The sequence below is a fragment of the Flocculibacter collagenilyticus genome, assembly GCF_016469335.1.
Taxonomy (GTDB): Bacteria; Pseudomonadota; Gammaproteobacteria; order Enterobacterales; family Alteromonadaceae; genus Flocculibacter; species Flocculibacter collagenilyticus.
Map to the genome: position 1 here is coordinate 2,001,024 of NZ_CP059888.1, position 14,183 is coordinate 2,015,206.

Below are 14,183 nucleotides of genomic sequence, written 5' to 3' on the forward strand. Positions count from 1 at the left end.
GCTAATCGACTTCTTTAACATTTGGCAGCTTTACAGAGTTGCTTGTTAATAACACTTCAAGTGAAGTAGATAGCTTTAACGTGCCAGAGTTCAAATCATGGAATACTCGCCAATTGTCATCAGAACGGTCTCTGAATAACGCAAATACCCCTACGTACTTTGCTGTTTCAGCTTGCTCAAATTTAATCGTTAATTTTTCAGATGGATTGACTGTTCTTTCTTCAACAGTAATTAAGCTATTTGCGAGTACTGACTTGTCTGATTTCCAAAGCTCTTCAAAAGTTGCCGTTTTAAAACTTTGTATATCGGATAGTTGATATACACGAAGCACCACTGGAAGGGCTTCATCAAAACGGTTCATATTCAAGTTATCCGTTGCAGCCACCTCTAATTTAACCTGTGTTGAGGTACACGCAGTCATCAATATTGCAAACATTGCGATTGAGATTATCTTCAAAAATTTCATTTTAGTTACTTCCATATTTGTGGGGTGGTTATGTATCTACTTTATTCAGTAATTTTTGTTCTAATACAGGCCCAATAACTCGATTAAATCGCAGCTGAGCAGAGGTATGTAAACTTGGTGTTGAAAACAATAAGCGCTCTTTTAATGACGCTTCATTTTTTAACTTTTTTTCTTCTTCTACAGAATGAGTGACGATTTTGTCCATTGATGAAATTATTGACGAATAAATACGAAGAAGATCTTGGTTAAGCTGTTCAACATGCTCACTTGATAGGTCGCTAGAGTTGTAACACACAGCAATATCTGTATTAATTAAACGTAAAAACATATCAAGTGAAGTTGCATGTAATACTCTGTGGTAAGGAATACCTACTTGATCAAGTACTGATGCAACTAAACGGGTTTGCGTCCACAGAGAGTTGATTAATTGTCTTTTATAATTCTTTTCGTTATTTGTTGAAGACTCACATTCAGTGAATGAGGTACTGCTTGATTCTTCACTTTCTGACATAAGTGCTATTTCCATTTCTTATTACAGCTTCCCTTTCATTACGAAATAAATGCAAAACAGCAGCATCATAGAACATGCTGTTAACTTTTTTAGAGCATGATATGCATTTTGAAAATCATGTCAAATACAAATTAACAATATTTCTACAAAAATATAGCTATTACTTACTCTGTAAAAAAATTAATAGAATAAAAATATAAAGTTATGAATATTTATCGTGAAATGTACTAATTTTTAATTTGGTTAATTTTTGAAAACATATATAACAAAACTTTAATCCGATGATGCTCGAATAAGCATCTAGATTTTTAACATGTTTTGTAAAGACTAAGTGCTCGACTCATTTCAAGCAGCCCTTCACATTATCTTTCTGTTTATGGATGAATAAATTTGAAAATTAAATCAGATAGTTAATGTTGCTTATATTTTATACAACAAGACTTATAAAGTATTAAGAAGAAATTAATATAAAAAACATGGTGCATAAATAGTCAATAAAGGCTAATTTATATTCACCACTTAGGAGCGAGTCGTTTTAACTCCGTCAAGCTAAACGAATGATGATAACAACTTCAACTGCCTGCATAGTCTAAAATAGATAGCAAAGAATATATGCTAGAAGCACCTTTGGGCAGTTTTAACGCTATGAATCGTTTAGGAACAAGTGAGAGGTAACTAAATGAAGTATTTACTGAAGACATTACGAAAGTCTAAGACCCCAGCTATTGCAGCGTCTTTGCTTTTTGCCCTACCCTGTTTTGGTAAAGCAAAAGCAGGCGGCTCAAACTATCTTGATGCCAGTGCTTCAAGTGTTAAATTAGCGTTTAATAATTACACTCAGCATATCACCCCTCCAGCCATAGATATAAACAGGGTGCACGAGCTTGAAGGTATTCAACATGACAGCTTCCATTTAGCAAGTAACTCTCTGTTACAGCCAGATGCAACATTGTTCGATATTTATCATCTTGAACTGGAGCCAGCTTCTGAGCCAATACACAATAACAGCAAAGCGCATAATTACTTTTTAACCGATGTGAGTAATTTGCCATTCACTGTTTCAACGAATCAGGTAAATATTAACGACAATCAAATCACTCGCTCTAAAATATCATTATATGGTGGGCTAGATGATTGGGCGTTTAGTATGAGTGGCAGCTACATTTCAGCCTCTACCGAACCACCAATTTTCGATAATTATTCAACCGTAGAAGAAAATGAAAAGACATATAAAGGTTTATGGTTAATTGGTGGGAATATTTATTACAAAATAAACAAAGACTTTAATTTAATCATCAGTGGTCGCAGCTCATTTAATAAAAAAGCAATTAAATATGCTGATGGAGCAAAAAAATTACGCCAATTATGGGTGGGAATTAGTTATAAATTTTAATTGTGTTAGCTTAAATCTATTTTTGGCTGATATTCTAGTGATTATAAACAAATCTTAGCTATTTAATTTAAAAATAACATCACATCATTCTCATTATCCACGTATAATATGCCTAAGTATTTTTACAGAGGCATTTCTTTTTTGTCGTTCGAACAACTCACACTACACAAGCAGCTTCAAACCGCATTACAACACCAAGGTTTTGAAGCACCTACTCCAATACAGTTACAAGCAATTCCACATGCGAATGCAGGCCGTGACGTAATGGCGTCTTCAAAAACAGGTTCAGGCAAAACGCTTGCGTTTTTACTACCTGCAATTCAACGTGTCTTGACCAAAAAAGCATTAAGCAAACGAGATCCAAGAGTGCTTGTGTTAACACCCACTCGAGAACTGGCTAATCAGGTATACGCTCAATTAAAAATGCTAGTTGCTGGTACCATGATAAAAACGGCAAAAGTATTGGGTGGTGATAATTACAACGACCAAGTAAAAGCATTACGTAAAGATCCACAAGTTATTGTTGCTACACCGGGAAGACTGGCAGATCATTTAGAAAAACGTTCATTTTATCTGAATGGTTTAGAGCTATTAATTCTTGATGAAGCAGACCGAATGCTAGACCTTGGATTTACTGATGCATTAAACGCCATCAATGGCGCAGCTGATCACCGCCAGCGTCAAACATTAATGTTTTCTGCCACCCTTGAGCATGCAGATATAAACCTGCTTTCTAAAAGTATCTTAAATTCGCCACAACGCATAACTGTTGGCTCTGAAACAGAACAACATTCTGATATTTCTCAATCTTTCTATTTAGCTGATCATGTTGAGCACAAAGAGTCGTTACTAAAATATTTCGTCAATCAAGATGATACAAAGCAAATTATTGTGTTTACAGCAACAAGAAAAGACACTGACCGTCTAGCTGTAACATTACAAAAAGAGAATATAAAAGCTGAAGGCTTAAGTGGTGATCTTCCGCAAAGTAAGCGGCTTGAAATGATGGACAACTTTAGCCGTGGGCAATTTGAAGTATTAATTACCACCGATGTTGCGTCTCGTGGATTAGATTTATTAAATGTAAGCCATGTAATTAACTTTGATATGCCAAAACACGCAGAAGAGTATGTTCATCGAATAGGCCGAACAGGTCGTGCAGGCTTCAGTGGTTTTGCTATCTCATTCGTTGGCCCTAAAGATTGGCAAAGTTATACACGTGTTAAAAGCTATTTAAATATCAGCGATTCATTCTCAACTGTAGAAGGATTAGCTGCAACGTTTGCAGGACCAAAACCTAGCAAGCGTCAACCAAACAAGCCAACCAAAGCCAAAGAGGCTAGCAAGAAAAAGGTAGCTGATAAAAAGTCTCATCAGCAAAACAAAACAAAGGTGCCAAGAAAGCCTAAGAAGGTTGTTTTGCCTGACTTTGCGCAAGATGAAGGCTTTACGCCAATGCGGAAAAAGAAACAATAACCTTTACACACAAACTTTAAACACATATTGAAAAGCACAAAACGCTTTACATATATAATGATATTTTAGGTAAATAAATGGCCAACTTAGGAAAAACAAATTCACTGGTGATCATAGACATAAAGGATGATCACTTTTTTGTTGATGGTGAAAATTTCGGTTATTTACCCATCGAGTTTTCAGAGCTTCCAGACCAGAACGCGATTGATAATTTAGCAGTCGATATGCATATCGATGTATTTATCTATCTAGATAATAGCGACCAACCTGTAGCAACACTTGAAAAGCCAATTGCACAAGTTGGTGAAATTGCAATGTTAAACGTTAAAGCTGTTACCAACGTAGGTGCGTTTTTAGACTGGGGTTTACCGAAAGACTTATTAGTACCATTCGCTGAACAACGTCCAAAAATGCAACCCGACCATACCTACCTTGTCTATCTTTATTTAGATAAAGCAAGTGGCAGAATTGTTGCTACATCTAGAGTCAGAAGGCATTTATCAAACGTAGATGCAAATTATAAAACTGGGCAAGAAGTTGAGCTATTGATACTTGATAAGTCAGACTTTGGATATAACGCTGCAATCAATGGTAAACATTTAGGCACTTTGTTTAACAACGAAATTTTTAGTCCTATTTTTCCAAGCCAAAAAATGAAAGGCTTTATTAAACAACAACGTGATGATAATAAAATTGATTTATGTTTAACAAAACCAGGATACGCACGAATAGATCCGCTTGCTGAGCAAATTTTTGACCGCTTAACAAAAGAAGGCGGTTTTATGGCATTAAATGATAAAAGCTCACCTGAATTGATTAATAAGATTTTTAGAATGAGCAAAAAGAACTTTAAGCAAGCGATAGGACGCTTATATAAAGAAGAGCGTATTACCATTGAAAGCGACGGTATACGTTCAACCCAGTAAGTAAATGAAAGATATCGGCATCGTTATTATTCAAAGCGCTGCCGACATCAGTTTCGCGTATGTCTTTGAAGGTTGTTCATCTTAGCAATGATAAATAACCATTAGTCATCTGGGTGAAGCATATAAAATTGAAGAAATGGGTAAGTTTTTTCAAATACGATGGGAACTAACTTTCCTGCGAGTTCCAAGCCGTTATCACTATTTGTTAATACAACCATGGCGAGATCTTGCTTTGCCGAACCTATAGCTAGCGATTTATATCCAGGATTTGAACCCCAATGTAAAAACAGATGCTTGCTATCATTATATGCCACAGCCCACCCTAGCCCCCAATGCAAATCGATATTTGTATCCACTTCAATATGAGGTACGGTCATAACTTCAAATACTTTGGTTATATTTTCTGACTGAAAATTAGCAAGCATCCGACTTAGAAAACGTCCATAATCTTTAGTATTAGTATGTAAAGAAGAACCTGCATTTGCATTGCGCCATGGCGTGGTTTTCAACATATTACCCCTGCGATCGTGCCCTTTAGCTAACATGTTAGATGGTTTACGCGGTGGTAAGTAGGAGGTATCTTCCATCCCAAGATTAACACTAAGCACTTTATCTTCTGCATCTTCCAAAGGTGTGCCAGATAATTGCTCTACGGCTTGTTGCATTACAGAATAACCAAGACCCGAGTATTGCCACTGAGAGCCTGGTTCATAAGCGACATATCGCTTTTGTTCATGTTCAGAATATGCCAAGCCCGAAGTGTGACTAAGTAAATGGCGTATGGTTATCGATTGTCCTAACTCTCCAGCTACAATAGGGTTATTTAGATAGCTTACAAGCGGCTTATCAAGGTGGGAAGAGTGCTCTTGTAATACTGCATGAGCGAATATTGGCTTTCCTAGTGACGCAGCTTCAAATATGGTCGCTTCTGTTACAGGTGATAACTTGGTGTTATCCGTGTATCCGTAATTTAAAGCTAACTTCACGCCATGTGCATCAACTATTGCAATTGCCACACCCGGCACATGATACTGCTGCATTAGTTTAGGAACGCTTTCATCAAGATTATTTTGTATCTTTATAAAAGAATTATCTGATTGGGTAGATATCTTGGGTTGACTACAACTTATTAATAAAAAAGAGAGTAATACAAACGGGAGCGAAAGCAGTTGATTGAGTTTTTTTCTTTTCAGCATGGTTAATACTACTTCAATAAATTGACATTATGACTAGGGCGTGTGACCTTTCGAGGTCGGATTTTGTTCAATCTAAACGTTTTTTGATCGCAGCGTGACAGGTGTAGCTTAGTTATTCCAAGTGAGCCTAGAGTGATAATTGAGATAACTCATCATAGTAAATAATCAATAATGCTGTTATCGCAACAATTGCAATAATAAGCACATAGTTCACCCAGTTCGAAAATATAGAATGGCTTTCTGGCTCTTCTTCAATTTCAATATCGAAATCTGAAAAATCATCTACCATTTCTAAATCATTTGTCTCATCAGGATCTAGCGCAACACTCCCGTCTTTTTGCAAACTGATTAAATGTTCAACTTTATCGTTTAGTACCTGAATCTCTTCGTATATTTCACCAATGCGCTCTGTAATAAAATCATTTTGCGATGATAATACTTCTTTTAGCACACTTATATCATTAAGCGCTGCACTGCCAGATGTGCCGTTAGGTTTTGTAGTTTGACTAGTCGCTGTTACTGTTTTTTTAGATAACACACTGTCGATACCTTGAGCACTCAATGTTCTTTTAACTGCTAACGCTTTATCGCTATTTTTAAACGATAGAGGTTTATTCGATTTTAATAAACCAAGCAAGATATTATTATCAATTCCCGTCGCATCGCTTATTGAGTGAGCCAGTGACTGAATTTCACTACTGCTTGTAACATCTGGAAATCGCATTAAATATTTTGTTGGCATGTTAAAGTCCTACAAAGTTGAATCATAGAAAATTAGGCTTAGCTTTCGTGCGATTACTAAGCCTATTCTTATTATTTACACCTTAACTGCGTCTTTCATAGAGTCAGCTAATAAGAAGGCCATTTCAAGCACTTGATCGGCATTTAAGCGCGGATCGCACTGTGTGCGATAGCGCGTACTCAAATCTTCATCAGATAATCCATAAGCACCACCAGTACATTCAGTAACGTGTTGGCCTGTCATCTCTAAATGAATACCACCCGCATGACTACCTTCTGCTTTATGAACAGCAAAAAATTGGCGGATTTCTCTTAGAATACTTTCAAAGTTACGTGTTTTATAGCCACTACTCGCTTTCACAGTGTTGCCATGCATTGGATCGCTGCTCCAAACGACTTTACGACCTTCAGCCTGCACTTTACGTACTAATTTAGGCAAATTTTGTTCCAGTAAGTCAGCTCCCATACGGGTTATTAATGTAAGCCTACCCGCTTCATTTTCAGGGTTAAGCGCATCAATGAGTTTTATCAACTCATCTGGCTCCATTGTCGGCCCTACTTTCACCCCAATTGGATTTTTAATACCTCTGAAAAACTCGATGTGGGCATGATCAAGTTGTCTTGTTCGCTCTCCTATCCACAACATATGCGCTGAACAGTCGTACCAGTCACCAGTTAAATGGTCACGTCGCGTTAAGGCTTGTTCATAATTTAATAGCAATGCTTCATGCGAGGTAAATAGCTGTGTTTCTTTGATCATTGGTGAGTTTTCAGAAGTGATGCCACACACTTCCATAAATTTAAGTGCTTCTTCAATTTTTGAAGCAAGCATTTGATAACGATCTTTTAATGGGTTGGCGGCTACAAAGCTCATATTCCAGCGGTTAACTTGATGCAAATCTGCCAAACCACCTTGCGCAAAGGCACGTAGCAAGTTAAGGGTTGCAGCGGCATGATGATAAGCTTTTAATAGGCGTTCTGGCTGCGGTTCTCTAGCTTCTGCGGTAAAATCAATTGCATTAACAATGTCGCCACGGTAGCTTGGTAATGCAATACCATTAATCGTTTCAAAGTCCGCCGAACGAGGTTTGGCAAACTGTCCCGCCATGCGTGCAACTTTAACGATGGGCTGTTTGCCACCAAATGTTAGCACCACCGCCATTTGCATTAAAACTTTGAATGTATCTCGAATATTGGTCGCTGAAAAATCATTAAAACTTTCTGCACAATCGCCTCCTTGCAACAAAAAGGCGTTGCCGTTGGCAACATCCCCTAGTAGCTTAAATAAATCTCTCGTTTCTTCAGCAAACACTAGAGGAGGAAAAGATGTTAATTGTTCTTCAACTTGGTGTAATGCCGATTCGTCTTGATATTTTGGTTGCTGCAATATCGGATAATCTCTCCAACTTAAAGGACTCCAGTGTTTCACGTGTTAACTTTCCTATAATTAAATGACATAAGAAGTCGACACTAAAATTTATTTACACGCATTGCAACGACTTTAATACCATAAGCATTAAAAAAGCTATATTTATTCGCTCTTTTCTATAACAACCTTAATGTGTTACTTGCTTTTGCAGCTCCTCAAGTAATCCTTTGCTTGCAGATTCAATTAAATCGAGCACACGCTCAAACCCTTTTTCACCACCATAATAAGGATCTGGCACTTCTAATTCTTCATACTCATTTGAAAAATTCAGAAAAAGCTTAATCTTATCTTTGTGCTCTTCAGAAGCAATTTTGTGTAATTCTTTAATGTTAAATTGATCCATCGCTAAGATATAATCAAAGTAATCTAAATCTCGCTTTTCAACGGGTCTTGATTTGATTTTTTCAAATGTATAGCCTCGTGCAATTCCAACTTGAACAGAACGTCCATCTGGGCGCGCTCCCTTGTGATACCCCTCTGTTCCTGCTGAGTCAACTTCTACATCTATTTTGTGTTCACGAGTTAATTTTCTAAACACTGCATGCGCTGTTGGAGAACGACAAATGTTTCCCATGCATACAAATAGAACTTTCGGCTTGTTCATAGTTTCATTTACCTATTTACATGTTATCTTTAATAGTAGAGTTGATTGCTAAAATATAGACATAAAAATTAAAAAAGACCATGGCACAACATAGACCCGATAAACCTAAAGTACCCATGCACCTGTTCTCGTGGTTCGAAGGACTAAAGGACAGCTACGACGCCAGCTTTAATAAGTTGTTTGGTCGATTTGAAAAGTATCAGCAAGAACAAACTGAGCGCTTTTCTTACACACACGACAAAACTCTTAAGGCATTAGAGGCTAGTCATCAAAATAATGTTGAAGCCTTATCTCAATCTCATCATTCTAAGATTGAGTTACTGCAAAATCAGGTCGAATTCTATCAGCATCAAATAATGAATCAATCCCAAACTATCGATAAGCTAAATGCCCGTTACGATGCAATTATCTTAGCGCTTAAAGATAAATTAAATGACGCTGAATTAGCTGGTGTGATTAAAGATATTTCACCGGAAAATGCCTCACTAGAAAACGGCATCAACACATCTAGTGAGATACACAGCGTATCATTAGAACAATCAGAGCCCAGTATACCTGTCAATAACAATCATGTTGAACATGCAACAGCAGAATCCAACACTCATACTAACAGTTTACACCAAATATCCAGTGAACCACTATCAATTAAAGAAATTCTATTGCAAGCGAAGACCGCACGAGAAGCAAGTGAATTTGTGAAAGCTGTTACCTTATACGAGTCTGCTGCAAATCAAGGTAACGCTCAAGCCATGGGCGCCTTAGGTCGAGCCTATTTTATGGGGGAAGGCGTTGAAAAAAATAGAGAAACTGGCTTAGCGTGGTTAATATGCTCAGCACGTTGCGGCTTTCAACCAGCTCAGAAAAAAGTTGAGTCGGCTCGTGCAAATAATTATGAGTTTTTTTTACAATGTGAGGCTAAAGCAGATGAATTACACCCACATGTGTAATCTTTCACTCTCTTACTTCCTTACAACGTTATTCTTGTCTATCAAATTAAGGCTTTACCGTGTTTAATCAACATGAAGCTCCCTTGTTAATTATTGAAGACACACCAGACGTTACCGAATTTCTGTCTACCGTATTGCGCTCTGTCGGGTACACTAATATACACACCGCTTCAACTGCTAAAGAAGCAATGCAAATACTCTGTAGCCAGCCATTCGACTGGATTTTCTTAGATATAGAATTGCCAGACAGTAATGGCATCACGCTATTACAAACCATTCACGCTGAAGCTGCTAAAAAACAGTATTCGGTAAATGTGATTATGTGCTCTGCCCATAACTCTGTAGAAAATGTAAAAGAGGCATGGGAACTGGGTGCGAAAGGCTTTCTGGTGAAACCGCTTTCTGAACAAAAAATATTGAATGTAATTGAACGGTTAGAATCTATGTCCACTCATAAGTAATTGTTATATTTACTTATGTTATGATAGCGTTTTTTTCAACTGTCTCAGCTAGGTATATACATGCATACATTACTTGGAAATGTTATTACGCAAATCAATAAAGTCGTATTAGGTAAAGAACATCAAGTTAAGCTCGCACTGGCTTGTTTATTAGCGAAAGGTCACCTACTTATTGAAGATTTACCAGGAATGGGTAAAACCACATTGTCTCATGCCTTAGCAGATAGCCTTGGATTAAGTTACCAGCGCGCACAGTTTACTAGTGACTTATTGCCCGCAGATATTATAGGAGTATCTACATTTAATCAAAAAACACAAAGCTTCGACTTTCACCAAGGCCCTGTATTTAATCAAGTTTTATTATGTGATGAAATCAACCGCGCGAGCCCTAAAACGCAAAGCGCGTTATTAGAAGCAATGGAAGAGAAGCAAGTTTCTATTGATGGACAAACCCATCAATTACCATCGCCATTTTTTGTTATAGCTACGCAAAACCCCTTGCATCAATCAGGCACTTTTCCTTTACCAGAGTCGCAGCTAGATAGGTTTTTAATGACCATCTCTCTTGATTACCCTGCTCGCACTGCTGAACTTGCAATGTTAAAAGGTGCAATTAATCCGTTAAGCATTATTGAAACCGTGCTATCACCTGAACAATTGTCTGCAATACAATCTCAAGTTGAAGAGGTTATGGTAAGTGACGTGGTACTTAACTATATTCTTGATTTAGTAACGTTATCGCGTACTTCAGCAGAAATACCTAACCCTTTATCTCCTCGTGCAAGTAAAAGTTTAGTTATCAGTGCTAAAGCATGGGCGGTAATAGATGGAAGAGATTACGTAACGCACGACGATGTTCAAACAGTGCTTGGCCCAGTGTGTGAGCATAGAATGCGCGCTGAAACTGAGCTATTTACTCAACATTCGAACTATAGCAAGTATCTGATCGAGTCAGTGCCTGTTCGTGTATAACGTTTATTAAAAAACGTTAAGGCGTTGTAGTAATGATAAATACAAAAACATATAAATATTATCGTGATAAATGGCTTAGTAAACGCATTCCAACAGCCAAAAGTGTTCAATTAAGTAACCGATCTATCTTTATTTTACCTAGTAAAATGGGAATAGGCTTTTTAGTGCTATGCTTTATTCTTTTCTTAACAGGTACAAATTATCAAAATAACCTCATCTTATTAATTTGCTATATTTCGGTATCGCTATTTATCAGTGCAATGATATTCGCCTACTTTAATTTAAAAGATCTCGTACTTTCACAACACAAACAAGAACGATTTTATGCAGGCTCAAACAGTTTTATTCATATTAAACTTGGGCAAGATAATCAACAAACGTCAAAAAATGCATTCAGTTTGCACTTTAAAATTGAAAATCAACCGAGTGTATCACTAGATAAATTAACGGATCCTTGTGTTGTTCAAATTCCAACTGCTCATTTGCCACGAGGAAAACATAAACAACCCAGAATTAAAGTTTACTCAAACTTCCCGTGCAACTTATTTACCTGCTGGAGCTACGTTGACTTAGACATTCATTTAATCATTTATCCTAGTCCGAAAAATGCTGTTGAAGCGTTAAATACGCGGTCATCTTTGCCAACGAATGAAAGCAAACATTCTCTCCATGGAAAAACAGATTTTGAGAGCATCCGCGATTACCAAAAGGGAGATTCACCCAATATCATAAGTTGGAAACATGTAGCAAAATACAATGATCGTTGGGTTTCTAAAACTTTCGAACAACAGGTTAGTGTAAAGCATTGGTTAGATTACAACGCCATGAGTGGTGATAAAGAAGCACGGCTAAGCCAACTGTGTTACTTGGTTACCCAGCAAGGAAACGTAGAGTTTGGCCTCAAATTACCGAAACAAATAATTGAGCAGAACAAAGGGCAACAACACACTCAGAATTGTTTAGAGGCATTGGCATTATGCTAACAAATAAAGGCAATCCGCTTCTAACTAACAGCACTAGCGACTATAGTTCTGCCAACATTCATCATATTTTTAAGCACTTACCCATTCAAATAGCTACCCTGCTCGCTCTGATAACGCTATCACTATTTTCATCTTTATATCTGTGGGTAATTGCAGTTGTATTATTGCTGCTAACTTGGCAAAGCCAAGCTTGGTTAGCAAAGGCTATTAACAGTAATAAAGAAAACCAACTATATCACCCTTTACAAAAGTGGCTACAAAACGTACTTGCCCTTAGCGTAACCGCTCTCATTGCTGTTGAGGCCATCGAGAAAGGCATGCTGGCAAGTATGGTTAATCTTTTGTTTGTTGCTACTACGCTTAAGTTTGTAGGCGCTACTCAGCGTAAAGATCATAATATCGTTTTAGTATTAAATGTGTTTTTGCTTGCGACTGGTTTTTTATTTAATCAGTCTATAGGCTATTTTATTGTTATTGCTACCCTGTTGTTTTGTAATTTTATCTTGCTAGCAAGCATTAACAGCCGTGCGCTAACCATTAAAGAAGCTAGCTCCCTAATTATGAAGCTAGTGTTACTAGGCCTTCCTATTGCTGCCCTGCTATTTGTAGGCTTCCCGCGCTTAGCTCCTCTATGGAAATTACCGAATCAACAACATGCCAGTACAGGCCTTTCTGATACAGTAGAAATGGGCAGTATTGCGGAACTAACACGCTCAGGCAAACTTGCTTTTCGTGCACAATTTCTTAAACAATCTCCTTTACCGCAAGATCTGTATTGGCGCACCATGATACATGAACGGTATGACGGTAAACGATGGTCTATCGCGCCATTCAGAACTAATCAATCTTTAATTAATATGCCTGCTTTTGCAAATGAAGACGCAGATTATGTAATCACTTATGAGCCTAGTTTTACTAAATTTTTACCGGTAATCGATGGCGGGTACACAAGGCATTCAAGTATATTGTCTTTGCCTTCACGTACTGTTGAGCATAAAGAATTAGTTACCCAAAAAATACAGTACTATGTTAAACAATTTGATGAGCATCCTGATAAGTTTTCGCTAACACCAGAAGAGGTTCATGCAAACCTAACCTTGCCCAAATTTATTAACCCTAAAACAAGAGAGCTTACTAAAGAATTAAGACTACAGTCTCCAGATACTGAACAGTTTGCACAACACGTAATGAATTTATTTTCGCAAAAGCCATTTGCGTACACACTAAAGCCACCGCTTTTAGTATCCTATGGTAACAATCAAATTGATGGCTTTATGTTCGAAACCAAGGCAGGTTTCTGTGCTCATTACGCCAGTGCCTTTACTTTTATGATGAGATTGGCGGGTATTCCGTCACGATTAGTCACTGGATATTTAGGTGGTGAATATAATCAAACACAAAATTACTATAGTGTTTATCAGTTTGACGCACATGCATGGGCAGAAATATGGATACGCGGCAAAGGTTGGACACGCTATGATCCAACATCTATGGTTGCGCCCGAGCGAATATTGAATAGCTTACAAAACGCATTGCCGTCTGAATCTTCAAGTATTGCTAGTAACTCATTTTCTCTTATTAATTATCGACAATACGCTTTCATAAATTGGTTGCGTATATCAATGAATAATGTCGACTTTTATTGGTCTCGTTGGATTTTAAGCTTTGACGCTAAATCACAGAATAATTTATTAGAAATGTTATTCAATAACAAAGGCAGTATCGCACGTGCAATATTTGTAGGTATTGGATTAACGGTTGTTCTTATTGTTGGCTTTATTTTTTCTCGCTTTTTCTTTGCAAACCGTCAACAAAGCCCTGTGCAACTTTGGATTGAAGATATTCGCAAAATATTTCCCGACTTATTAGTTAGCCAATTAAACATTACTCCTAATCAATTATTAGCAGCGGTTGAACTGGCTCATCCCTGCACTAAACCTCAAGTCTTAGAGCTAAAAGGGATAATAAATTCCATTCTATACAAAAACGTACGTTTAACTGCTAGTACACAACGTCGCGTTAAAAGGCTAATTCAGGTATTAAAGCGGCAACAAAAAAAGACTGAAATGAAGAAGTGA

At 37.4% G+C, this 14,183-nt stretch carries 14 protein-coding genes; 8 read left to right on the top strand and 6 right to left on the bottom strand.

What is annotated here, in order from left to right:
* Position 1: 1 nt before the first annotated feature.
* Positions 2–466: a type VI secretion system lipoprotein TssJ gene (gene tssJ / locus HUU81_RS08865; RefSeq protein WP_199608579.1), complete on the bottom strand. Its 465-nt coding sequence runs from the start codon at positions 464–466 to the stop codon at positions 2–4.
* A gap of 28 nt (positions 467–494) precedes the next feature.
* Positions 495–977 (bottom strand): hypothetical protein, encoded by a 483-nt coding sequence (locus HUU81_RS08870; RefSeq protein ID WP_199608580.1) that lies wholly within the window; start codon positions 975–977, stop codon positions 495–497.
* Between the two features lie 679 nt (positions 978–1,656).
* On the opposite strand from HUU81_RS08870, the gene HUU81_RS08875 reads away from it, so the two are divergent.
* The 3 genes from HUU81_RS08875 (at position 1,657) to HUU81_RS08885 (ending at position 4,772) form a co-directional block, all read left to right on the top strand.
* Complete coding sequence (locus HUU81_RS08875; protein ID WP_199608581.1) at positions 1,657–2,370, top strand: hypothetical protein; 714 nt, start codon at positions 1,657–1,659, stop codon at positions 2,368–2,370.
* A gap of 141 nt (positions 2,371–2,511) precedes the next feature.
* Positions 2,512–3,846, top strand: coding sequence for a DEAD/DEAH box helicase (locus HUU81_RS08880; RefSeq protein ID WP_233520466.1), 1,335 nt, complete (start codon positions 2,512–2,514; stop codon positions 3,844–3,846).
* A 77-nt stretch (positions 3,847–3,923) separates the two neighbouring features.
* Positions 3,924–4,772: a CvfB family protein gene (locus HUU81_RS08885; RefSeq protein ID WP_199608583.1), complete on the top strand. Its 849-nt coding sequence runs from the start codon at positions 3,924–3,926 to the stop codon at positions 4,770–4,772.
* Between the two features lie 101 nt (positions 4,773–4,873).
* On the opposite strand, the gene HUU81_RS08890 is transcribed toward HUU81_RS08885, so the two are convergent.
* From HUU81_RS08890 to HUU81_RS08905, 4 genes are all read right to left on the bottom strand, one after another.
* Positions 4,874–5,968, bottom strand: coding sequence for a serine hydrolase domain-containing protein (locus HUU81_RS08890; protein ID WP_267983412.1), 1,095 nt, complete (start codon positions 5,966–5,968; stop codon positions 4,874–4,876).
* Between the two features lie 127 nt (positions 5,969–6,095).
* Positions 6,096–6,710: a hypothetical protein gene (locus tag HUU81_RS08895; RefSeq protein WP_199608585.1), complete on the bottom strand. Its 615-nt coding sequence runs from the start codon at positions 6,708–6,710 to the stop codon at positions 6,096–6,098.
* Between the two features lie 75 nt (positions 6,711–6,785).
* A complete protein-coding gene (locus HUU81_RS08900; protein WP_199608586.1) occupies positions 6,786–8,138 on the bottom strand; it encodes a class II 3-deoxy-7-phosphoheptulonate synthase in 1,353 nt (450 codons plus the stop codon).
* 127 nt (positions 8,139–8,265) lie between these two features.
* Positions 8,266–8,742 carry a low molecular weight protein-tyrosine-phosphatase gene (locus HUU81_RS08905; protein WP_199608587.1) on the bottom strand — a complete coding sequence of 159 codons (477 nt, stop codon included), beginning with the start codon at positions 8,740–8,742 and terminating at the stop codon, positions 8,266–8,268.
* A gap of 80 nt (positions 8,743–8,822) precedes the next feature.
* Between HUU81_RS08905 and HUU81_RS08910 the strand changes: the two genes are divergently transcribed.
* Genes HUU81_RS08910 through HUU81_RS08930 form a run of 5 tightly spaced genes read left to right on the top strand, consistent with a single transcriptional unit; the run spans position 8,823 to position 14,183 of the window.
* The gene (locus HUU81_RS08910) at positions 8,823–9,689 is read left to right on the top strand and encodes a tetratricopeptide repeat protein (protein ID WP_199608588.1); all 867 of its coding nucleotides are present in this window, start codon (positions 8,823–8,825) and stop codon (positions 9,687–9,689) included.
* Between the two features lie 59 nt (positions 9,690–9,748).
* Entirely contained in the window at positions 9,749–10,150 is a 402-nt protein-coding gene (locus HUU81_RS08915; RefSeq protein WP_199608589.1) for a response regulator, read from the top strand.
* A 60-nt stretch (positions 10,151–10,210) separates the two neighbouring features.
* Positions 10,211–11,122, top strand: coding sequence for an AAA family ATPase (locus HUU81_RS08920; RefSeq protein ID WP_199608590.1), 912 nt, complete (start codon positions 10,211–10,213; stop codon positions 11,120–11,122).
* 32 nt (positions 11,123–11,154) lie between these two features.
* Positions 11,155–12,105, top strand: coding sequence for a DUF58 domain-containing protein (locus HUU81_RS08925; RefSeq protein WP_199608591.1), 951 nt, complete (start codon positions 11,155–11,157; stop codon positions 12,103–12,105).
* A complete protein-coding gene (locus HUU81_RS08930; RefSeq protein ID WP_199608592.1) occupies positions 12,099–14,183 on the top strand; it encodes a transglutaminase family protein in 2,085 nt (694 codons plus the stop codon). Before HUU81_RS08925 ends, HUU81_RS08930 begins: the two co-directional genes overlap by 7 nt.